We start from the raw sequence: 24324 nt of genomic DNA, 5'->3' as shown, positions 1-24324 counted from the left end.
ATGAAATATTCAGAATATCAACCTCGCCCAGATTTATTGAAAGATAAAGTAATTTTAATTACGGGTGCAGGTGATGGCATTGGACGCGCAGCAGCGTTGAGCTATGCTTTACATGGTGCGACCGTCGTTCTTCATGGTAGAACGCTGAACAAGTTAGAAGTGATCTATGACGAAATTGAAAGTTTAGGTGCTCCTCAACCTGCAATTTTGCCACTGCAACTTTCTACTGCAACAGCATATGATTACGAACGTCTTGTGGAAACGCTTGACCAACAATTTGGTCGTTTAGATGGGATTTTGCACAATGCTGGGATTTTAGGTGAGCGCGTTGAATTGGCCCACTACCCTGCTGAAGTGTGGGATGATGTAATGGCTGTAAATTTAAGAGCACCTTTTGTTCTTACTCAACATTTACTTCCATTATTAGAAAAATCTCAAAATGCCTCTGTTGTTTTTGCAAGCTCAGGTGTCGGTCGTGAAGCACGTGCGAAATGGGGCGCATACTCAGTTTCAAAAATTGCCATTGAAGCGGTCAGTCAAATTTTTGCAAAAGAAAATGTCTATCCAAATATCCGTTATAACTGCATTAATCCTGGTGCAACACGAACAGCTATGCGTGCTAAAGCATATCCTGATGAAGATCCGAAAGTATTGGCAACGCCTGAACAAATCATGCCAGCTTATTTATATTTAATGGGCGAAGACAGTATAGGGATGAATGGTCAGAGTATTGATGCTCAGGATTAGTTTTTTCAAAATTACATGATGAGGATCGTCAGATCCTCTTTTTTTAAATTATAGTTCTAACAAAACCTATTAAAAAATTTACCTTTAGATTTTAAAAGCTTAAACAAATAAGTCTCAACAACTTTTTGAATACACCCATAAACTAAGAAATTATCTAATGGTAGTATCACTTACTTTGCTTTAAGCGTCTTAAGTATTTATAACTTAATAAAAACCCGACAATAATGTCGGGCTTTTATTTCATTCTGATCAGTCAAATAAACGATCGAAGAATGATTTCTTTTTAGGTGAAGATTTACTGTCCGCACCATCTAAAGATTCTTGTAACTCTTTTAAAAGTTCACGTTGACGTGCAGTTAAGTTGACTGGTGTTTCAATCACGATACGGCAAAGTAAATCACCTTGCATACTTGTGCGTACTGGTTTTACACCCTTGCCACGTAGACGGAACATTTTACCTGTTTGTGTTCCCTCAGGTACTTTCAAGTTCACACGACCATCAAGGGTTGGAATCTCAATTTCTTTACCCAATGCAGCATCAGCGATACTAATCGGCACATCCATATACAAGTCCGCGCCATCACGTTGGAAGATTTCATGTTCACGAACATTAACTTCTACGTATAGATCACCTGATTGACCATCACGAATCGCTTCACCTTTTCCAGTTAAACGAACGCGATCGCCATTATCTACGCCTGCAGGAATGGTAACTTCAAGTGTCTGTTGACGATCTTTAACACCTGAACCATGACAAGTGCCACAAGGATTTTTAATAATCTTACCTTGTCCGCGACAAGTGCTACACGTTTGCTGAACTGAGAAGAAACCTTGTTGCATACGGACCTGGCCAGCCCCGTGACAAGTTTTACAGGTTTCAACATCATTCGGGTTTTTAGAACCTTTACCATCACACACTTCACATGGTGCTGGCGCAGTAAAAGTGATTGTTTTCTTTACGCCACGTACAGCTTCTTCTAAGCTGAGCTCAAGCACATAACGTAAGTCTGAACCACGTCTTTGACGCTGTTGGCGACCGCCGCCACCAAACGCACCACCGAAAATGTCACCAAACTGACTAAAAATGTCTTCAGCGCTAAAACCGCCACCGAAACCACCGCCGCCGCCACCGAAGCCGCCTTCAAACGCATTATGTCCCATGCGGTCATACATGCTGCGTTTTTCACTATCAGATAAAACTTCATACGCTTCAGCAGCTTCTTTGAATTTTTCTTCTGCTTCAGCATTATCAGGGTTACGGTCTGGATGATATTTCATCGCCAACTTACGGTAGGCTTTTTTAATTTCATCATCACTAGCTGTTTTAGAAACCCCTAAAACCTCATAATAATCACGTTTAGCCATGTCTGGCGATGCTCCACAAAAAAATTTGATATGACTTCTCTGCGGAATATGTTGGGGTCATATTCCGAGATTACAAGTAAATTAAATCATTATTTTAAAAAGCGGCTTTTTTCTGGAGATATTTAACTAAGCCTTTAAGCCATGCATTTAGGAGAAATAGCCATGCAATTGTGGTAAAAATGACACCAATCACCGTACACCCTTTCACCCATAACACACTATCCCAATAGATAAAGCAGGCAGGAATAAACCAAAGAGCAGCAAATGCGGCCATCATCATGAATAGCACAACATTTCGTGCAATCCATAATGCTTGAGCATGGATCCAGACTTCAGCGTCTTGCGCTTGAGCCACTTTTTGCGCTAAAAAATAGGCGATTGCAGCACTGATACCAGTGAACAATGCAAGAAACATGAATACATAAGACATCGTAATTAATCGACGATGTCTTGTTAAATTGTCTCGCCCCATGGATGCTTTTTTATACCTCAACCGAGTGCACATTCAGTTTTTTTATGTACTCAGCCCACTGTGTTATTTTGTGTTAAAAACTAGGGACTACTATATTGAATTTTTCAATGCTTCGCACCTAGTATTCACATAAAACTACGCGGTTTTTGACTCTTTTTTTACTTTAAACCATGCCGCATAGAGTGCTGGCAAGAAGAACAGCGTTAATAATGTTGCGATAATGAGTCCACCCATAATTGCTACCGCCATTGGACCAAAGAAGATACTGCGTGAAAGCGGAATCATCGCCAACACAGCAGCCAATGCAGTCAAAATAATTGGACGGGCACGGCGTACTGTCGCTTCTAAAATCGCTTCCCATTGAGAATGACCCGCTTTGATATCTTGCTCGATCTGATCAATCAAGATAAGCGAATTACGCATAATCATTCCAGATAAAGCAATGGTACCTAGCATCGCCACAAACCCGAAAGGCTTATTGAATATTAACAGGAACAATACCACGCCAATTAAACCCAAAGGCGCGGTCAAGAAAACAATAAACGAACGTGAAATACTCTTGAGCTGAATCATGAGCAAGGTAAAGACCACAGCCAAAAATAACGGCATGCCAGCATTTACTGAAGTTTGCCCACGTGCAGATTCCTCCACAGTGCCTCCCACTTCTACCAGATAACCACTTGGAAGTTCGGCACGAATTTTCTCAATAGATTCAGTTAATTCACCAACCACAGTAGCTGGTTGGAGTTTAGTCCGAATATCTGCGCGTACAGTAATCGTCGGCAAACGGTTACGATGCCAAATCAGACCATCTTCAAACTTATATTGGATATTCGCAATCTGTGCCAATGGAACTGTTGTACCTTGACTCGTCGGTACAGCGAGACTTTGTAACGATGCTACATCAACACGTTCCGCTTGATCGCCACGTAAACGAATATCAATTAACTCCCGTTTCTCACGATACTGATTAATCGCAGCACCTGTTATTGAACTATTTAAGAAATTCGCCAAATCTAAGCTAGATACGCCTAACTGACGCGCACGATCTTGATCAATTTCAAGTGAAATAATTTTACTCGGCTCACCCCAATCTAAATGAACATTGGCGGTATTTGGATTTTCACTGATTGCTTGTGACACTAATTGTGCTCGTTGGCGAACAGTATTTAAATCTTCACCAGAAACACGGTATTGAATTGGATAACCGACTGGTGGCCCATTTTCCAATAGCGATACACGTGTCCGTACTTCAGGCAATAACTTACTAATTTCTTCACTCAGATTCTTTCTAATCTCATCTCGCTCATCTAATGAGGAAGCCAAAACCACAAATTGTGCAAAACTCGCCTGAGGCAATTGTTGATCAAGTGGTAAATAGAAACGTGGAGAACCTGTACCAACATAAGCGACGTAATTATCGATCCCTTTTTGAGTCGACAAGAATTTTTCTACTTTTTTAACCGCATTTTCTGTCGCTGTTAGAGAAGCACCTTCCTCTAGTTTTAGATCCACTAATATTTCAGCACGGTTTGATGGTGGGAAAAATTGTTGTGGAACAAATTTAAACATCAAAATTGACAAGACAAATATCGCAACCGTCGCAGCAATGACGGTTTTACGATAAGTAATACATAACCCAACCCAAGATCTAAATTTTTGATACATCTTAGTTTGATATGGATCGTGATGCTCACCATGGTGTTGAACGACGGGTTGTGGCTCTGGTTGTTGACGTAATCTTGCCCATAAGCGTTGATACCACGGAGCTTTCTGATTCATTTGATTAAAATCAGGCAGTAATTTGTCACCTAAATAAGGAACAAACAGTACCGCTGCAAACCATGACACCACTAAAGCAATGGTTACAACTTGGAAGATTGAGCGAGTATATTCACCTGTGCTCGACGCAGCAGTGGCAATCGGCAAGAATCCAGCTGCAGTGATCAACGTCCCCGTTAACATTGGAAATGCGGTCGACTTCCAAGCAAAACCTGCGGCTTTTAATCTGCTATATCCTTGTTCCATTTTAATGGCCATCATTTCAACTGCAATGATGGCGTCATCAACCAAAAGTCCAAGTGCTAAAATTAACGCGCCTAAAGAAATCTTGTGCAGTCCAACATCAAAGAAATTCATGCCTGCGAACGTCATTGCCAAGACCAAGGGAATAGAGAAAGCGACCACTAATCCTGTACGGAAACCTAAAGAGAAGAAGCTGACCAATAAGACAATAATCACGGCCTCTGCGAGCACTTTGATAAATTCGTGAATACTGCGTTGCACCGCTACAGGCTGATCTGAAACTTTTTTAAGTTCCATCCCTAAAGGTAAAGTTTGTTGTAGATCATTAAAGGTCTTTTCTAGATTTTTCCCTAGCGCAATGATATCACCACCCTTACGCATAGACACCGCAATACCAATACCATTTTTGCCCATAAAGCGCATACGTGGTTGAGCTGGCTCACTAAAGCCACGGTAAACTTCAGCCACATCGCCCAATTGAATGGTCTTATCACCAACCAGTAATGGCATGTTCTTGAGATCTTCGACTGATTTCAATTGTCCGCTGACACGCACTTGAATACGATCTGAGCTTGTTTCAAAGAAACCTGCGCTCGCCATGGTATTTTGTTTTTGTAGTGCTTCTTGAATTGCAGAAACTGGAATACCCAATTGAGCGGTTTTCGTATTTGAAATTTCTATCCAAATTTTTTGATCTTGCAAGCCGACTAAATCAACTTTCCCGACATCTTGCACACGTTGTAGTTGCAGCTGTAAGCGATCGGCATATTCCTTCATCACAGCATAATCAAAATCATCACCCGTTAAGACATAAATATTCCCAAAGGTGTCACCAAATTCATCGTTAAAGAATGGACCTTGAACACCGCTAGGAAGTTGGTGTTTGATATCTCCAATTTTTTTTCTAACCTGATACCAAACATTCGGTAATTCATGGGAACGCAGCGAGTCTTTGGCAACAAAGGTCACCATTGATTCACCAGGACGAGAATAGGCTGCAATACGATCATAGAGCCCCGTACTCATTAATTCTTTTTCAATGCGATCAGTTACTTGTAATGAAACTTCTTCCGCTGTCGCACCTGGCCAATAGGTTTGAACCACCATTACTTTGAAACTAAATGGAGGGTCTTCACTTTGTGATAGTTTTGAGTAGGAATAAACACCCAATATTCCCATCAAAATCATGAAATAAAGGATCAGTCCCTTATTTTTTAACGCCCATTCTGACAAGTTAAAGTTCATATTTTCGCTCCAACTTGTCCTGCTTTTACATTGACTGCACGGTTTTGACGGTCAATCGGATTAATTTTTTGTTTATCTCGCAGTAAGTGTACACCGCCAACCACGATCCAATCAGAAGCTTTTAAACCTTGGGTCACAGGTACCGTATCACGACCATAAGCACCTATTTGAACATTCACCTTACGGATACTGTGATCTGGATTCACAACCCAAACATAAGGCTGATCTTCTGTTGCAGATACACTGGTCAAAGGAACATTAATCACATTTGAACTGGTATTTGAAAAAAATACTCGCGCACTTTGTCCAAGTTGAATTGCTGAACGCCCTTCAGTCAAAGCAACTTTGACACTAAATGTTCTAGATTGGTCGGCAGCAGGTGAAATTTCACGCACATATGCGGCGAAACGCTCCTCTGGTTTTGACCATAGCGTAACCCAAGCTTTTTGACCTGTTTTAATTTCTGATACTGCTTGTTCTGGCACACCAATCACCACTTCACGATCACCATCTATCGCCAGTTGATATGCTGCCTGCCCTGCTGCGATCACTTGACCAACTTCAATACTACGCTCAGTGATGACGCCATTTTTATTGGCAATGAGTTGGTTATATCCCGTCTGATTACTACTCACTGCATAATTTGATTGTGCTTGTTTTAAATTTGACATGGCCGATTTATATTGATTTTCTACGGCATCATATTGCGAACGACTCACCGCATTAATAGGTAATAACTGCTTAAAGCGTTTGTATTCTTCTTCGGCAATTTTGGCTGCAGATTGCGCGCTTTCTAACTGAGCTTTTGAAGCATTTAACTGCAGTTGAGCATCTTTCACATCTAATTTTGCTAAGACTTGCCCGACTTTGACTCGATCCCCTACATCAACATAGCGTTCAGTAATTTGTCCTCCAACACGGAAAGCCAATGCCGTTTGCTGTCTCGCCTGAACTTCTCCTGCATAACTTTTCAGTTCATCTTGGGAAGTATTCGGCTGGGCAACCATCACAAATGGAATTTGTTCCTCTGTGGGTTTATCCTTACTACACGCGGTGAGTATCACGCTACAAATGAGCATTAGACTGTATGTGGCAAATTTTTGAAGACTCATGTGCACTGCTCTTATGTCAATTTTTAGGCAAATCAAATTAGGGATATTAATTTGATTATTTTTTAATTAATATACCGCATGGTACAGTAATTAAAAATCATTTTTCAAGGTATGACCTAAACTGTTTTTTTGGATTTTTTTGTGCGAATGAATATTGGACGTCCTAAGGATTTAGTTAAAAAGAAACAAATATTAGAGGCAGCTAAACGTTTGTTTCTAAAACAGGGCTTTCATGGTTCAAGCATGAATCAAATTGCCAAAGAAGCTGGCGTGACTAAACTGACGGTGTATAACCATTTTCAAGATAAAGAATCGTTATTTACCTATGCAATTGCAGAAACGTGCGAAAAATCAATCAATGCTCGGCGAATCCAATTACACCCTGAATCCAATTTTTTAGAAGACTTCTATCAGGTGTGTAGTTTAGCGCTGCAAATTGTCAATCTTCCTGAAGCCATTAAGCTTGAGCATTTATTATTAGAATTGGCAGCAGAGCAAAATCCTTTGGCTGAACCTTTTTATAATGCATCTCATAAGCGGTTATTTGTGGTTTGGACTGATTTTTTTGCTCAAGCGATTGAGCACGGATTTATCCAGAAAGATGATGCTGAAAAGCAAACACATTTGCTCCTTTCTTTACTCTTAGGGCATCGACATCATGAAGTATTGTTAGGTGTTCGTCAGGTTCCCAATGAAGCAGAATGTGATGAAATTATTCATCAAGCCATCGAATTATTTATGCTGAAATACAAAAAATAGCTCTCTCCATTCTTAAATGGCGTATTTTTCACCTAATTTTCTTTAAATTATTTTGCAATCGCTTGGCATGTCATGAATAAGCGGTATAGTCAAAAGAACAAGAAAAGGAGAAAAAAATGATTCAACAAATTGATGCTCCATTACGTGAAGACGTACGCTTACTCGGTAATCTTTTAGGAGAGACTTTAAAAGAACAAGCTGGACAAGATTTGTTTAATCAAGTTGAACAAATTCGTGCACTCGCGAAAGGTGCACGTGATGGTGATAGCGAAGCTGAAAAACAATTAGAAAGTTTATTTTTAAGTTTAAAAGATGATGAGATTCTTCCACTGACACGCGCTTTTTCACATTTTCTGAACTTTGCCAATATTGCAGAACAATATCATGTGGTACGTAGCCGTCGCCAAAATGAGTTTGATGAAAACGGTGCTGCAGCAAATGTCCTTATTCCCCTTTTTGAAAAATTTCAACAACAGCTGATTTCAGCGGAAACCCTTTATCAACAAATTTGTGAGCTAAATATTGAGCTTGTACTCACCGCACATCCTACGGAAGTTAGTCGTCGCACCTTGATCCAAAAATATGATGGGATCAACGAGTGTTTATCTAAGTTTGATCAGCAAAAGCTGACCCCCAAACAGCGCGCTCAAGTTCTTTCTGAATTAAAACAATTGGTTTGTTCAGCATGGCAAACCGATGAAATTCGCCAACATCGTCCAACCCCAATTGATGAAGCAAAATGGGGTTTTACTACCATTGAGCAAACTTTATGGAACGCTATTCCTAAGTTTGTCCGTGAATTGAATCAATTGGTTCAAGAGCATTGTTCTCAAGCTTTACCTTTAGATATTGCACCTGTGCGGTTTGCATCTTGGATGGGTGGTGACCGAGATGGAAACCCAAATGTCACACACAAAGTGACTCAAGAAGTTTTATGGTTATCTCGATGGAAAGCCGCGGATCTCTACCTCCGAGATATTGAAGATTTACGTTGGGAGCTTTCTGTTCAGGCGTGCAGTGATGAACTAAAGACTGCCTTAGGTCAGCCTCATCCAGAGCCTTATCGTGAATATTTAAGAACAACACGTGAACGCTTAAAAATTACAAGAGAATGGCTCACTGCAAAATTACAAGGTCAACATTCTGATGTGGATCGTAGCCAGATTATTCATCACAAAGATGAGTTGTTGCAGCCATTATTGTTATGTTATCGCTCATTAGTCGATTCAAACCTTTCCGGTATTGCTCAAGGAAAGTTACTCGATTTTATTTATCGCGTGAATTGTTTCGGTATTGAGTTATTAAAACTAGATATTCGCCAAGAGTCAGGTCGTCATCGTCAAGCAATTTCAGCGATTACTGAGTATCTTGGACTTGGCAATTTTGAGACATGGACTGAACAAGCCCGTCAAAACTTCTTATTACAAGAACTGCAAAGCAAACGCCCTTTACTTCCTAAACATCTTAATGAATCTGCTCAAAGTCTTATTGAGCATCCTGATGTTCAAGAAGTATTCGCTACCATGCGAACTTTGGCAGAACAACCTGCTGAGAGTCTAGGTGCTTATATTATTTCAATGGCGGAATATCCAAGTGACGTTTTGGCGGTTCTATTACTCCAAAAAGAAGCAGGTATTAAGCAACCTCTGCGTGTAGTTCCATTATTTGAAACGTTAAAAGATTTAGATGGCGCAGCTTCGACCATGAATACTTTATTCAGTATGCATTGGTACAAACAACATATTCAAAACAAGCACGAGGTCATGATTGGTTACTCTGACTCAGCAAAAGATGCAGGTTTCATGTCTGCGAATTGGGCTCAGTACCGTGCACAAGAAGAGTTAACAGCTATTGCCAAACAACATGGTATACAACTCACTTTGTTCCATGGTCGTGGTGGCTCAATTAGTCGTGGTGGTGCTCCAACCCAACAAGCACTATTTTCACAACCACCTGGCTCAATCTCAGGTGCAATCCGTGTGACCGAACAAGGCGAAATGATCCGATTCAAATTTGGATTAGAAGAAATCGCACTGCAAAATTTAGAAATTTATACCGCAGCTACCTTAGAAGCGACTTTACTCCCACCACCAGAACCCAAGGCAGCATGGCGCGAGTTGATGCACAAGATGACGGAACTCTCTGTGAATGTTTACCGTCAAACAGTCCGCGAAAACCCTCATTTTGTCCAATACTTAAGAACCGTGACGCCAGAGCTTGAATTACAGATGCTACCTTTGGGTTCAAGACCAGCGAAACGAAAAATCAGCGGTGGTATTGAATCCTTACGTGCAATTCCATGGGTATTTGCATGGACTCAAATTCGATTAATGCTTCCAGCATGGTTAGGTACTGGTGCAGCCATCAATCAAGTCATTTCAGAAGGTCACAAAGCTGAGCTAGATGAAATGTTAGAACAATGGCCTTATTTCCAAACTTTAATTGATATGTTGGAGATGGTGCTATCTAAATCAGATAGCAATGTCGCATTGTATTATGAATCTCATCTCACCCAAGATGAAAATCTTAAAGTATTGGGTGCGGAACTACGCCAACGCTTACATGACGCAGTACAAACTTTATTGGCAATGAAAGGTGAATCTAAATTACTCAGTTCTAATGAAGTTCTTGATCAAGCCATGAAGATTCGTAAACCCTATCTTCTTCCATTACACCTGTTACAAGCAGAACTCATGAAAAGACGTCGCGAATATTTAGCTGAACGAACTGTCGAACAAACTGAGGTTGACCATGCATTAATGGTAAGTATTGCAGGTATTGCTGCTGGATTACGTAATACGGGTTGATTTCACGACTGCCTATGCTCAAGTACCTTTATGGGCTTGAGCAATTTAGAGACTTTATTCTAATTTTCAGTAATGACAACGAAGCACCTATAAATTTTTTACTCAATATGGATATAGATTTTTTTGATATAGCTGAATTGCAATAGGCTGATTTTACTTTATTTTTAAAACATATTTTTTTTACCGATGGGTAAAAATTCAATAAAAGTCAGACCATTAGTTTTAATAATTTTGCAAGAAACAGATGATTTCTCATAAAACAGGCGTATGATGTGCACAATTTAACTATTGAGTGCTCACTTTATGACCAGTTGGTTTCCTAAATGGCGTCCCTTTACGGATGATATTGATACGCGTCCTGTTGGCACGACCGAATATTTACCTCCTGCGCAAAGTGTAGTTCTTGGCATTCAACATGCTTTTGCCATGTTTGGTGCGACAGTTTTAGCACCATTATTAATGGGTTTTGATCCTAATCTTGCCATATTAATGTCAGGTATTTGTACCCTGTTATTTTTCCTCATCACTGGCGGTCGAGTGCCCAGTTATTTAGGCTCAAGCTTTGCTTTTATTGGTGTAGTCATCGCGGCAACGGGATATGCCGGTGCTGGAGCAAATGCGAATATTGCATTAGCTGCTGGGGGAATTATTACCTGTGGTGTACTTTATGCCTTAATTGGTTTTCTGGTGATGGCAACAGGTACTCGATGGATTGAAAAGCTCATGCCTCCTGTCGTAACAGGTTCTGTGGTCATGATCATCGGTCTGCATCTTGCACCGGTAACGGTAAAAAGTGTCGCGGGTAATCCATTTAATATGTGGATGGCATTGATTACTGTCATTTGTATGGCTTCAATTGCAGTATTCACCAAAGGGATGCTACAACGCCTACTTTTACTTGTGGGTTTGGTGCTGTCTTATATCGTATACTTTGTTATTACGAATATCATGGGTTACGGTACTCCAATTAACTTCACGCCGATTACACAAGCTGCATGGTTTGGTCTGCCTAACTTTCATGCTCCTGAGTTCAGTATGAACGCGATGCTCATCATTGCTCCTGTAGCTTTAATTTTAGTGGCTGAAAACTTAGGTCACATCAAAGCAGTCTCTGCCATGACTGGTGAAAATCTAGACCCACATATTGGTAAAGCGTTTGTAGCCGATGGTGTTGCAACATCATTAGCCGGTGGTGTAGGTGCTCCAGGCATGACCACTTATGGGGAAAATATTGGCGTGATGGCTGTGACACGTGTCTATTCCACGATTATTTTTGCCATCGCAGGTGTATTCGCAATTTTCCTTGGCTTATCACCAAAATTTGGTGCAATTATTCAAACCATTCCAACTGCGATTCTTGCAGGTGCATCAATTGTGGTGTTTGGTTTAATTACCATCGCTGGTGCTAAAATTTGGATCGAACATCGTGTCGATTTCTCTAAAAATAAAAACCTCATGATTGCTGCGATCACGCTGATCTTAGGTACTGGTGACTTTGCGCTTCAATTTGGTAGCTTCAATTTAGGTGGTATTGGAACGGCTACCTTTGCTGCATTATTCCTGAATTGGTTCTTTAGCTTAGGTGGAAAGTCTAACTAAAAATCTATCGCATATAAAAAAAGAGAGCTTAATGCTCTCTTTTTTAATTTTTTATTCTAATTAAGTATTTTAAGATTTTTTTTCAATGGGTTTAGGTCGACCAAAATAATAGCCTTGAAACGTATTACAACCATTTTCTTTTAGAACTTGGAACTGCTCTTCAGTTTCTACACCCTCTGCCACCACATTCAGATCAAGAATTTGTGCTAAATCAATAATCGTTTTCACAATAGCAATATCACGTGGATTACCGACAATATTTTCTACAAATGAACGATCAATTTTGAGTTGATCCAGTGGAAGCATTTTGAGGTAATTCAATGAAGAATATCCTGTTCCAAAATCATCCATAGAGAATCTTAATCCACGCTCGATGAGCTTTTTCATTTTCTCAATTGAGTTATGCATATCGGTATAGAACATGCTTTCAGTGAGTTCTAAACGTAATAATGTTGGATCAATTCCTGCTTCATCAATAATCCGAAGCACATTTTTATCAAAGTCAGTCTTACGGAATTGTTCGACACTAATATTGACTGAAATCGTCCAGTTTGAAGATTCTGGGTATTGGCTCCAATCTTTTAACTGTTGGCATGCTAATACTAATACACGATTACCAACATCATGTATGAGATCAGTTTTCTCCACTTCTTCAATAAATCGACCTGGTAAAATTAAACCGTGTTCAGGATGACTCCAACGTAGCAAAGCCTCATACCCGATCACTTCCTCTTCGCGATTTACTAAAATCTGATAATAAAGTTGGAACTCATCTCGTAATAAAGCTAATCTTAAATCATTTAATAAAGCAGCTTTAGCAATAACACTTTGTTCCATTTCAGGATCAAAAACACATATGCAGTTTTTACCATTTTCTTTAGCTTGATACAGCGCCATGTCGGCGTACTTAAGCAACTCATTTTTTGGCAATTTTGAATTACGGAAAATAAAAATTCCGATACTAGAGCTAGTATGAATTTTATTATCCTTTAATACGAAAGGCTCATTTAATGCAGCACGAACTTTATCAGCGATTTGCATCACTGCTTGATTAGCAATCGTTTCATCTGGATCTAAATCTGAAAGAATAATTAAAAACTCGTCTCCACCAAGACGGACAATTGCATTCTGCTGTGCCACACACTCCATAAGACGCACCGAGACCATTTTGAGTAGGTCATCTCCACGATCGTGTCCTAACGTGTCATTAATATTTTTGAAGTTATCCAAATCCAACATCATGAGTGCACTATGTGTACCATTTTGTTTACATGATTCAATCACCGCCAACATGCGTTCTTGCATAAAACGGCGGTTAGGCAATCCCGTTAATTCATCATGTAATGCCATATAACGTGCATGGTCTTCGGAATTTTTTAGCTGTGTGATATCAGTTCGAATGGAGATATAGTTTTGTAAAACGCCATTATTATCTTTAAGCGGCACAATCGTGGTTTCAACCCAATATAAAGAACCATTTTTAGCTCGGTTACAAATTTCGCCTTTCCAAATTTCTCCACTCGAAATGGCTTTCCACATATATTTAAAAAAACTTCTCGGGTGATAGCCTGAATTAATAATTTTATGTGTTGATCCGACCAGTTCTTCATAAGAATACTGTGAGATATTACAAAACTTCTCATTGACATGAGTAATGACACCACGTGCATCTGTTATGGCTACAATTGAATGTGCATCAATGGCTACTTTGTAGTTTTCAAGATCCTTGACTATTTTTTCTAATTGTAACTGGGTATCCATAGCGCCTTCGACCGTCAGTCTAAAAAGTGATGTATCCAAATGTTAACTTAATATTATTTTTTGTAACACTAAGCTTTGTTGAACCAGTTCACAAATCGGCTATATATTTTGTAAATTTCAATGAATAAAAGAGGAAACTAAGTTCCTCATTCTTATTAAGAATTCCGACTGTTATGGTCGTATTTCTTTTAACTCTCTTTGAATAAAGTGTTGAATCATCTCTCGATATATTTTTTCCATGAGTAATGGATCCACACCATTTTTTGTAGCCAATTCACGTATTTTTTCAATCACTATTTCAACACGTTCAGGTGACTGTACATCTTGGATAGTTCTTTTAAATCGCACTGCCTGATCTACGTAATATTGGCGTAAACCAATTAATTCTGTTATGGCTTGATCAATTGAATCTATTTGTGCTCGAGCTTGCTGAAGGGTTTCGCATTTTTCTTTATTGATTTTCAATTGATTCGGTATCCCTGTGTTCAGATTCATTTTCACTTTTGTACTTTTGTTCTAACACATTACTGAAAATACTTTCAATCATCCATACACGATATAAGCTATTAAACACATAACTCTTTCCATCGATACGAAGCTCAAGCACTGGTAAATCAGGTTGTGATTTCATCTCACAGAGTAATTGATTTTCTTCCAGCTTTTGACTGATCGACTCTTCAGTGAGCGTCGTGATATTCAAGCTCTGTTTTAAGGCTTGAATATGAGGTCGATACGATAGATCTTTACCTTTACTCCATACAGCCTGCAAGATTTCATACATTGCATCAAGGCGTTGATCCTCAGGCACACTGTAAAACAATCGTGCTATTTCATATGTCGCCTGCTGAGTCGGTCGGCAAAACGGCGTAAATTTTACTTCTGTTCGTTTAGATAAACGCGTTGCCAAACTCCAATCAAATAAATCTCGTCCCTGATATTGCAATGGATAAACGGTAAGTTGGATATCGTAATAATCGGCAAGTTCCTCTTTAATATAAGCTAATAATAACCAAGAGATCGGATCTTCTAATGCAATATAGAGGTCCAACTCAGGATTCATTGCCTGAATCTCAGATAATTCCTCAGCATCATTCATTAGGTGTTCCCGCCACTCAATATGATTGATAAGAAAAATAGGATTACCGGTCAAGAGTCTTTGTTGTTTTAAACGGCGGGTCAATCTTAATAAATCATCTACCGCATGATACCGACGATTACCGAGCTCAAAAAAGCTTGCTAAAACTGGCGTGTGATCAAAAGTTCGCTCAGCGATTTGTTGTTCTTTTCGATGTCGACTGGCCATGACATACAAAGTACGTAATTTTCCATACTGCTGTTGCCACAACATATGGAAGACATCTTCCAATAAATAGAGAAAATTTTCACCTGTTAATGGGGTATTTCGTAAAATCGTTTCTGCCTGTTGAATCGCTTCAGCACTTGGTATTTCAGGCTTTTCATTATCGAATCCGAAACGATGCTGGTACGCTAAAATTTGGGCATCACGTAGACTGTAATCTTGCCACTCTTCAGGACTCATATCATTTGGAGCTTCAGCAGCAGTATCTGAGATAACAATTTTTAAAGGCTTAATTTCATCTTTTAAAATGTCATTTAATTGTGCCAATTGCTGGACTGCAAGATAACTATACACATCATCTAAACGAAGATAGATCGTTAAACCCTGCTCAGTTGACAAGACCTCTTGACGATTTGGTTTCTGATAAAACCAACTCGATCGTAGCGGATCAAACCAACGGCGTAACAATGACATGAGATGTGCCTCAGATGATTTTACTGGTAAATTATGTGCTCAAAGTATCGAATTCATCGCTTTTTTTAAAACTAAAAAAGTTTGAACGCGAGCAAAACTTATATCAAGACAAAGAGAATTGATCAATATTTATGACCTTTCTATCAAATATTGTCATTAATGTAATTGACGCTTTCAGATGAAATTCAAACTTTTAGTGATTAAAAAAGCATCCCGAAGGATGCTTTTTAATCATGATTGATCTAGTTTATAAGCAGATTAGATATCACGTACCGCACCTTTTGCAGCACTTGTTGCATGCATTGCATACGCTTTCAGTGCTTTAGATACTTTACGTGGACGCTCTTTCGCAGGCTTCCAACCTTTAGCTTCTTGTACTTCACGGCGCGCAGCCAATACATCATCAGCAACTGCTAAGTGAATCGTACGGTTTGGAATATCAATTTCGATACGGTCGCCATCTTCAACTAAAGCAATTGCACCGCCTTCAGCCGCTTCTGGAGACACGTGACCAATTGAAAGACCTGATGAACCACCCGAGAAACGACCATCAGTCACAAGCGCACAGTCTTTACCTAAGCCTTTTGATTTTAAGTAGCTTGTTGGATACAGCATTTCTTGCATACCCGGACCACCTTGTGGACCTTCGTAACGAATCAGAACCACGTCACCTGCTACGATTTTGCCGCCTAAGATTGCTTCTACTGCATCATCTTGGCTTTCAAATACGCGTGCTGTACCGTTGAATTTCAGAATCGAGTCATCTACACCAGCCGTTTTTACGATACAACCATCAAGTGCGATGTTACCGTAAAGGACTGCTAAACCGCCGTCTTTAGAGAAAGCATGTTCTGCATTACGAATCACGCCATTTTCACGGTCGCCATCAAGACGTGTGTAGTAACGGTCTTGTGAGAATGCTGTTTGTGTTGGTACACCGCCCGGTGCTGATTTATAGAAGTTATATACCTCTTCATTTTCAGTACGAATAATGTCCCACTTATCTAATGCGTCTTTTAATGTTTTTTCGTGTACGGTTGGTACAGAAGTATCTAACAAACCTGCACGGTCTAGTTCGCCAAGGATCGACATGATACCGCCTGCACGGTGGACATCTTCCATGTGAACATTTTTAACCGCAGGTGCAACTTTACACAGTACAGGCACTTTACGTGATAAACGATCGATATCGTCCATTGTAAAATCAACTTCTGCTTCATGCGCAGCCGCTAATAAGTGAAGTACTGTATTGGTAGAACCACCCATCGCGATATCTAAAGTCATGGCATTTTCATAAGCAGCTTTAGGGGCAATGTTGCGTGGTAATACGCTGTAATCATTTTGTTCGTAATGGCGTTTTGTGATTTCAACAATCAACTGACCCGCACGCTCAAATAGTTTTTTACGGTTGGCATGCGTTGCAAGTGTTGAACCATTACCCGGTAATGATAAACCTAATGCTTCTGTCAAACAATTCATTGAGTTTGCAGTAAACATCCCTGAACATGAACCACAAGTTGGACATGCAGAACGTTCGTATGCTTTTACTTCTTCATCTGTGTAGTTGTCATCTGCAGCAACAATCATGGCATCCACAAGGTCAATCGCTTGTTCACCACCACGAATTTGGACTTTACCAGCTTCCATCGGGCCGCCTGAAACAAACACCACAGGAATGTTTAAGCGCATTGCCGCCATCAACATCCCTGGTGTGATTTTGTCACAGTTCGAGATACAAACCATTGCATCTGCACAGTGTGCATTGACCATGTATTCAACTGAGTCAGCAATCAAGTCACGCGATGGTAATGAATACAACATTCCGTCGTGACCCATTGCAATACCGTCGTCTACTGCGATTGTATTAAATTCTTTAGCTACACCACCCGCTTGTTCAATCTGACGTGCAACAAGCTGACCTAAGTCTTTAAGATGCACATGACCCGGTACGAATTGTGTGAATGAGTTGACTACTGCAATAATTGGTTTGCCAAAATCTTCGTCTTTCATTCCAGTTGCACGCCATAAGCCACGTGCACCCGCCATATTTCTTCCGTGTGTTGATGTTTTCGAACGATAGTCAGGCATTTTTATTTCCAACTTAAGCTGAGCTCGATGAATATGTATTCAATCTGGCTAAATGATACTGAAATATAAGGCTAAATCAGTTGAACCTTACTTCTATTATGACAGCTTTCTGATTAACAGTTAACCATTGCTTGCAATTGTTCGTATAGGTCTGATTTGCCCTCAACGATCTAAATCGATGTAAGAGATGTGATCTACTATAAACCCTTATCTGAAATCGTAATACAAAACTTTCATGAATCTTTTTTTAAAAATACATAAATTTTATTAATCACACCTTAAGCACAAAATGCACATGAAAACGTTTCAAATTACGACCTTATTTGGGCGAAAATCGCTTTTGGCATATAATGTTCTTTATATTGTTTTGGAAGTGTCTGAGTGAAAATCATCTTTGCGGGAACCCCTGAATTTGCAGCGAGTGCATTAGCAGCTTTGCTAAAGACTTCTCATGAAATTGTTGCTGTGTATACGCAGCCAGACCGTAAAGCAGGACGTGGACAAAAACTAACAGCGTCAGCGGTAAAGCAATTGGCGCTTGAGCACAATATTCCTGTTTACCAACCTTTACATTTTAAATCGTCGACTGAGGAAGGTTTGGCTGCTCAAGCTGAACTCAAGTCTTTCAATGCTGATGTGATGGTGGTCGCAGCATACGGTTTAATCTTGCCTCAAGTCGTTTTAGATACACCTAAATACGGCTGCTTGAATATTCATGGTTCCTTATTGCCTCGCTGGCGAGGTGCAGCCCCTATTCAACGTGCTATCGCGACAGGTGATACTGAAACAGGTATTACGATCATGAAAATGGCAGCTGGTCTAGACACTGGTGACATGATGTTTAAAACGATCTGTCCTATTACGGCTGAAGATACTTCCGCAACCTTACATGATAAACTGGCTCAACAAGGGGCTGAAGCCACTCTCGCTGTTTTAGAAAGTGAAGACACTTTAAAGCATTATTTAGATACACGTGAAGTTCAAGATGAATCACTTACAGTGTATGCACATAAACTGTCGAAGGCTGAAGCTCAAATTAACTGGGCAAATGATGCTGTGACGATTGATCGAAATATCCGTGCTTTCAATCCTTGGCCCGTAGCTTTCACTCCTATTGATGAAACCAACAATTTACGTATTTGGAATTCGAAACTTTCTTCACTCACTCCATCAACTCAACAAGTCGGTGAAATCATCGGTGTCGATCAGGATGGTGTTCACGTTGTGTGTGGTGATCATCAAGTGATTTGCCTCACTCAACTTCAGTGGCCAGGCGGTAAAGCGCTCAATGCTGCACAAATTCTACAAAGTCAAAAATTGCAGCCAGGACAGATCTTCGCATGAGCCAACAATCTTCTCATTTAAATTTACGCGGACATGTGATTAAAACATTACTGGCCGTTCAGAATGGGCAATCCCTCACCTCTGTTCTTTCCCAACATCTTTCATTGGTTGGTGAGCGTGATCGGGCCTTATTTCATGAATTGACTTTAGGCACTTTACGCCAATGGCATGCACTTAAAGCAATTACTCTCCCTCTTCTGACTAAACCGCTCAACAACGAAACCGTTGAAAGCTGCCTATATTTAGGTTTATATCAACTGCTTTGCACGCGTATTCCAGCACATGCGGCTATCTCAGAAACGGTAACAGCCACCAAACAACTTGGTTTTGAAGCTTTAAGTGGCGTCGTGAATGCGATTCTACGTCGTGTTTCACGTGAAACTGAAGAATTCGGCGAAGCATTAGACCAAGCCCATGGTTTACCTAGTTGGCTATTTAAACGCTTGAAAAAAGATTGGCCAGAGCATCTTCAAATGCTTTCAGCTGAGCTTAAACTGGCTGCGCCTTTGACACTACGTGTAAATGAACGACAGGTAAGCCGTGAGGAATATTTAGATATTCTTGATGAAGAAGGGATTGATGCTCATCCATGTGAATGGTCCGATGTAGGCATTATCTTAGATCAATCCGTGCATATTCCTCACCTCCCTGGCTTTGAAGAAGGTGGTTTTTCTGTTCAGGATGAACATGCTCAACTTTGCGCGACCTTGTTGCCGAATCTTGATGATAAGATCGTAATTGATGCATGTGCGGCTCCAGGTGGAAAAACAGCACATATTTTAGAGTGTTATCGTCCTAAAAAGCTGTATGCGATCGATCACGACACAAAGCGTTTAAGCCGCGTAAGTGAAAACTTAGAGCGTCTTGCACTTAATCATTATGCTCCAGTAGAAATACTCCCTGCTGATGCTACGGTATGGTCTGCACCTGAACAAGCTGACTGTATTATTCTCGATGCACCGTGTTCTGCTATTGGAGTTGTACGACGTCATCCAGATATTCGTTTACTTCGCCAATCTACCGATATCCAACAAACGGTTGCTCTTCAAAAACAGATTCTGAATCATATGTGGCAACAACTCAAAGTTGGCGGGTCAATGCTTTATATTACCTGCTCGATTTTGAAAGCTGAAAATGAACACCAAATGATTGATTTCTTCAACACGCATGCAGATGCTCAAGAAATCAAATTAAATGTAAATTGGGGAATTGAACAAATCCACGGCCGTCAGTTATTGCCACAACAAGGTCATGGTGATGGATTCTATTATTGTTTAATTCAAAAGATTTAATGCTATTTTTTAAGATAGTTTATTTCTAATTTATCGACATATTAAAAAAGCCATGACTCATGTCATGGCTTTTTTAATATTGATCTAAAGTGGTTTAATCTTCAAGCTCATCTGGGTTTTTTGCCAAATGAATCATGGCTAAAATAAGACCACCCCATAACAGCACTGTTGAGATAATAAGCATCATTAAAGCAGAAGTATTCATCTTATTTCTCCTCAGGTCCATTGTCTTTTAGACGACTAAAAACAACCGCACAGAATACAAAGATTGCAACTACACCGCCACCAATTGGCAATAGAATCTCAATTGGATAACCGCCATAGCCTTCAGTAAATATTGAGTTCAAAGTTAGCAATAACGCAGCTAACAATGAAATTGGCGTGACTATCGTCAACATGAAGTTCCAACCAACACCTAGCTTAATACTAGAATATTGATTTACATGCTCTTGAAGTTGCTTTAACAATGGTCGACGGAACCATGACACCAATACAATTGATAATAAGCCACCCGCGACAATACCAATATTATTGGCAAAGTAATCGATAATATCGACAAAGGTAATCGCGCTGTGAGTTGAGAACAATAAAGTTGAAACAATTGCTGAACCACCTGCAATAATTGTCACAGCCTTCTTACGAGACCATCCTAACTTGTCTTGAAAACCTGCGATTGGAACTTGAAGAATACTGACCATGGATGTAATCCCTGCAACTGTTAAAGATGCAAAGAACAAGAAGCCAAATAAGTCTCCGCCAGCCCCCATGCTTGAAATGATTTTAGGGAAAGCGATAAAAGCTAAACCAATACCACCAGATACAACATCGTCAACTGAAGCACCCGCACTGTAGGCCATGAAACCTAATGCTGCAAATACCCCAATACCAGCTAAAATTTCAAAAGATGAATTTGCAAGAGCAACGACTAGTCCAGAACCAGTTAAATTCGTTTTTTTCTTCAAATACGAAGCGTAGGTCAACATAATCCCGAAACCAACGGATAACGAGAAAAAGATATGACCAAATGCAGCTAACCATACTTTATAATTGCCCATCGCTTCCCAGTTTGGTGTAAAGAATGCATTTAAACCTTGGACAGCACCTGGTAAACGAATAGCTTGAATCACGAGAATCGTAAATAAAACCACCAATAATGGCATAAAGATCTTATTCGACAATTCCACGCCTTTCTTCACCCCACCATACAGGATGAACATAACGATCGCCCAAACGACAACCAAACCTATAAATAAGGTCGGAACAAATCCAAATGCTAAACCTTCGCCATTTTGAAGATAGGTAGTGAAAAAGAATTTCTCTGTATCACTTCCCCACTGTTGACCAAACGAGTAGAACATATAACTACCCGCCCATGACAATACACTGGCATAGTAAATACCAATAATTAATGTCACAGCGACTTGCCACCAACCCAATGATTCACCATTCATCAACTTCTTGTAAGCTGTGGGTGGGGCTTTACGGTATTTATGTCCAACTGCATAATCTAAAAATAAAAGTGGGAGACCGGCAGCAAAAATTGCAACCAGATAAGGGATTAAAAATGCCCCGCCACCATTTTCATATGCGACATAGGGAAAACGCCAAATATTGCCTAAACCTACTGCAGAACCAATAGCTGCAATAATAAAACCTGATCTGGCGCTCCAATTTTCACGTGAAGCTGTCATATAGTACCTAATCCGTAAATGGGTACACGCTTACTGCTATTGTTGATGTTATCTCGCAAGTAATTGCATACCATTAAAATTTTTTTGTTTGAATCAGAAACGGCCTTTTGAGCATTTTTTTCGAATTACAAACCACCCCCTTATTTAATATTCTTGGTTAAAGAAAGATGAAATAAAGGATGTTTAATGAATCAACAATAGCGCTTTTAATGAGATTTTTCTGTAATTAATTCAGGAAAAAACTGTGTTTCATCATTTTTTTATTCTTATTGATTAATTTTAACTCAATATGTTTATTTTTAAATCACTGCGTTAATCTAAACTAAATAATTTAAAAGGAGCGTTATGCTCCTTTTAACATAAAAAATAATTATCCTTGTTTAATCACAAGCAAACGCTCTTCTTGCATATCTCGAATTGCTGATTGAATCCCTTCTCGACCTAGACCCGAATCCTTAACGCCACCATAAGGCATATTATCTACACGGAATGATGGAATATCATTAATGATGACACCACCTACATGTAAATGATTCCACGCATACATCATTTTATTCAGACTTTTTGTATAAACGCCAGCTTGTAGACCAAATCGGCTTTGATTAATTGTAGCAATGCCTTTTTCAAAATCTTTGTACTTCTCTAGAATGGCAACGGGTCCAAAAGCTTCATCTTTATAAATTTCTAAAGACGCATCAACATTTTCTAACAATATTGGATCAAATAAAGCCCCTTTAACCTGACCTTCAACTAAAACTTTGGCGCCTTTCTTTACCGCTTTATCGACCCATTTTTTAAGCCTTTTAGCTTCTGCCTCCTTGATCATAGGGCCACATAAGGTCGAGTCTGAATTCGGATCGCTCGCTTTGATTTTTTTTATTTTGGAAATTAATTTCTTCTTTAAATCCGTATAAATATTTTCATGGACTAAAATTCTTTGGACACTAATACAAACTTGACCTGCATGGTTATAAGCTCCCCCAATAAGACGATCAATTAACACATCAGATATTTCAGTATCAGGTTCAATTAAAACAGCAGCATTTCCACCAAGCTCTAAGGTGACTTTTTTTCGACCAGCACGTGCTTTCATATCCCAACCGACTTCATCCGATCCAGTAAAACTGAGTAATTTGAATCGGTCATCGGTTACCAAGATATCTGCCTGTTCGCGAGGACAAGGTAAAACTGAAAATGCACCTTGAGGTAAATCAGTTTCCGCCAACACTTCTGCAATTTTTAGAGCAGAAACTGGTGTAAGTGACGCAGGTTTCAGTACGAAAGGACACCCTGCTGCAATTGCAGGTGCAATTTTATGAGCAGTTAAATTAAGTGGAAAATTAAAAGGACTAATTAATGATATAGCACCAATCGGAACATGTTTAATCATACCTGTATAACCCTGTGCAGCAGCTGTCACAGCCAATGGCATTAAACGCCCATCGTCCATTTGTGTAACAGCATCAGCAGCGATTTGAAAGGTATTTATAAGACGCTCAACTTCAGCCTGAGCTGCTTTTAATGGCTTTCCACCCTCTGCAATCAGAATTGCAGTTAATTCCTCTCTCATTTCGCCAAAGCGTTTGACACAATGTAATAAAATCTTTTGCTTTTGAAATGGTTCTAATTTTGCCATTGCCTGTTCTGCATCAATTGCAGATTGGATTGCTTTTTCTAAAGTATTTGCATCTGCTAAGGCTACTCGGGCAAATATTTTTTGGCTAAATTTATCTTTTACTTCAAGCCATTGACCTGTTTGGGATGCTTTAGAGGCAACATAAAGAGAATAATCACACTCAATTTTTTTTTCTGAATTGGTCATCACGTATCCTTAAATATATTCGGATTTAAAACTTTTAAATTCACTATATCATGACCTCTCAAGCAACTTCTGTTCATGAGTAATTAAGTAATATATTTTTCACTCTTACTTTTTATTATGTAAATGCCTCTATTGCATCTCGCATGCATTTTAGTCACTCATTATTTAAAGCATTAAAAGACAACCACGACCAATTGATTAGGCGATCATTTTTCTATGTACACAGGTGTACCAATAGAAACTAATCATATTTTATGAATTTGAGCATCAGATGGATAAGAGAGGTTGCTATAACTGTTCAAGACATAAAATTTATCGTCTATATGATTATTTATTTCAATTTATATATATAAAAAAACACCCCCTTGTATTGAAGGGGGTGTTTAGAATAATGAGCTGGCGATGACTTACTCTCACATGG

17 protein-coding genes are annotated in these 24324 nt (G+C 39.5%); 6 read left to right on the top strand and 11 right to left on the bottom strand.

Annotated elements, in window-relative coordinates; translation table 11 throughout:
- The gene (locus AC1M9A_RS10800) at nucleotides 1-747 is read left to right on the top strand and encodes a YciK family oxidoreductase (RefSeq protein WP_035268812.1); all 747 of its coding nucleotides are present in this window, start codon (nucleotides 1-3) and stop codon (nucleotides 745-747) included.
- A 249-nt stretch (nucleotides 748-996) separates the two neighbouring features.
- Here AC1M9A_RS10800 and dnaJ read toward each other — a convergent pair whose 3' ends face one another.
- The 4 genes from dnaJ to AC1M9A_RS10780 form a co-directional block, all read right to left on the bottom strand.
- Nucleotides 997-2112, bottom strand: a complete 1116-nt coding sequence (gene dnaJ, locus AC1M9A_RS10795; RefSeq protein ID WP_035268804.1) for a molecular chaperone DnaJ — start codon at nucleotides 2110-2112, stop codon at nucleotides 997-999.
- A 94-nt stretch (nucleotides 2113-2206) separates the two neighbouring features.
- Nucleotides 2207-2584 (bottom strand): hypothetical protein, encoded by a 378-nt coding sequence (locus AC1M9A_RS10790; RefSeq protein ID WP_035268802.1) that lies wholly within the window; start codon nucleotides 2582-2584, stop codon nucleotides 2207-2209.
- Nucleotides 2585-2719: 135 nt separating this feature from the next.
- Complete coding sequence (locus AC1M9A_RS10785; RefSeq protein WP_481610181.1) at nucleotides 2720-5854, bottom strand: efflux RND transporter permease subunit; 3135 nt, start codon at nucleotides 5852-5854, stop codon at nucleotides 2720-2722.
- Entirely contained in the window at nucleotides 5851-6966 is a 1116-nt protein-coding gene (locus AC1M9A_RS10780; RefSeq protein ID WP_481610180.1) for an efflux RND transporter periplasmic adaptor subunit, read from the bottom strand. The genes AC1M9A_RS10785 and AC1M9A_RS10780 overlap by 4 nt, the downstream gene beginning before the upstream one ends.
- Before the next feature lie 141 nt (nucleotides 6967-7107).
- On the opposite strand from AC1M9A_RS10780, the gene AC1M9A_RS10775 reads away from it, so the two are divergent.
- The 3 genes from AC1M9A_RS10775 (at nucleotide 7108) to AC1M9A_RS10765 (ending at nucleotide 12131) form a co-directional block, all read left to right on the top strand.
- Nucleotides 7108-7725: a TetR/AcrR family transcriptional regulator gene (locus tag AC1M9A_RS10775; protein ID WP_481610179.1), complete on the top strand. Its 618-nt coding sequence runs from the start codon at nucleotides 7108-7110 to the stop codon at nucleotides 7723-7725.
- Nucleotides 7726-7841: 116 nt separating this feature from the next.
- A complete protein-coding gene (ppc, locus tag AC1M9A_RS10770) occupies nucleotides 7842-10532 on the top strand; it encodes a phosphoenolpyruvate carboxylase (RefSeq protein ID WP_481593771.1) in 2691 nt (896 codons plus the stop codon).
- A 303-nt stretch (nucleotides 10533-10835) separates the two neighbouring features.
- On the top strand, nucleotides 10836-12131 hold the full coding sequence (locus AC1M9A_RS10765; protein ID WP_481592128.1) for a solute carrier family 23 protein: 1296 nt from the start codon (nucleotides 10836-10838) through the stop codon (nucleotides 12129-12131).
- A 69-nt stretch (nucleotides 12132-12200) separates the two neighbouring features.
- Here AC1M9A_RS10765 and AC1M9A_RS10760 read toward each other — a convergent pair whose 3' ends face one another.
- The 4 genes from AC1M9A_RS10760 to ilvD form a co-directional block, all read right to left on the bottom strand.
- A complete protein-coding gene (locus AC1M9A_RS10760) occupies nucleotides 12201-13892 on the bottom strand; it encodes a putative bifunctional diguanylate cyclase/phosphodiesterase (protein ID WP_481589406.1) in 1692 nt (563 codons plus the stop codon).
- Nucleotides 13893-14063: 171 nt separating this feature from the next.
- Nucleotides 14064-14351 carry a chorismate mutase gene (locus tag AC1M9A_RS10755; RefSeq protein WP_035270424.1) on the bottom strand — a complete coding sequence of 96 codons (288 nt, stop codon included), beginning with the start codon at nucleotides 14349-14351 and terminating at the stop codon, nucleotides 14064-14066.
- Nucleotides 14344-15666, bottom strand: a complete 1323-nt coding sequence (locus AC1M9A_RS10750) for a hypothetical protein (RefSeq protein WP_180028931.1) — start codon at nucleotides 15664-15666, stop codon at nucleotides 14344-14346. Before AC1M9A_RS10750 ends, AC1M9A_RS10755 begins: the two co-directional genes overlap by 8 nt.
- Nucleotides 15667-15924: 258 nt before the next feature.
- The gene (gene ilvD / locus AC1M9A_RS10745) at nucleotides 15925-17754 is read right to left on the bottom strand and encodes a dihydroxy-acid dehydratase (RefSeq protein ID WP_081403313.1); all 1830 of its coding nucleotides are present in this window, start codon (nucleotides 17752-17754) and stop codon (nucleotides 15925-15927) included.
- A gap of 381 nt (nucleotides 17755-18135) precedes the next feature.
- On the opposite strand from ilvD, the gene fmt reads away from it, so the two are divergent.
- Together fmt and rsmB are read left to right on the top strand one after the other, a co-directional pair.
- Nucleotides 18136-19098: a methionyl-tRNA formyltransferase gene (gene fmt / locus AC1M9A_RS10740; RefSeq protein WP_481592125.1), complete on the top strand. Its 963-nt coding sequence runs from the start codon at nucleotides 18136-18138 to the stop codon at nucleotides 19096-19098.
- Nucleotides 19095-20390: a 16S rRNA (cytosine(967)-C(5))-methyltransferase RsmB gene (gene rsmB, locus AC1M9A_RS10735; RefSeq protein ID WP_481592124.1), complete on the top strand. Its 1296-nt coding sequence runs from the start codon at nucleotides 19095-19097 to the stop codon at nucleotides 20388-20390. Before fmt ends, rsmB begins: the two co-directional genes overlap by 4 nt.
- Before the next feature lie 94 nt (nucleotides 20391-20484).
- On the opposite strand, the gene AC1M9A_RS10730 is transcribed toward rsmB, so the two are convergent.
- The 3 genes from AC1M9A_RS10730 to AC1M9A_RS10720 form a co-directional block, all read right to left on the bottom strand.
- Nucleotides 20485-20595, bottom strand: a complete 111-nt coding sequence (locus tag AC1M9A_RS10730; protein WP_081403317.1) for a methionine/alanine import family NSS transporter small subunit — start codon at nucleotides 20593-20595, stop codon at nucleotides 20485-20487.
- Nucleotide 20596: 1 nt separating this feature from the next.
- Nucleotides 20597-22081, bottom strand: coding sequence for a sodium-dependent transporter (locus AC1M9A_RS10725; RefSeq protein ID WP_481589409.1), 1485 nt, complete (start codon nucleotides 22079-22081; stop codon nucleotides 20597-20599).
- Nucleotides 22082-22451: 370 nt separating this feature from the next.
- The gene (locus tag AC1M9A_RS10720; protein WP_481592123.1) at nucleotides 22452-23903 is read right to left on the bottom strand and encodes an aldehyde dehydrogenase family protein; all 1452 of its coding nucleotides are present in this window, start codon (nucleotides 23901-23903) and stop codon (nucleotides 22452-22454) included.
- Between the last annotated feature and the right edge of the window lie 421 nt (nucleotides 23904-24324).

This window comes from Acinetobacter sp. ANC_7634 (assembly GCF_056779875.1).
This window is presented reverse-complemented; position numbering and strand designations above follow the sequence as displayed.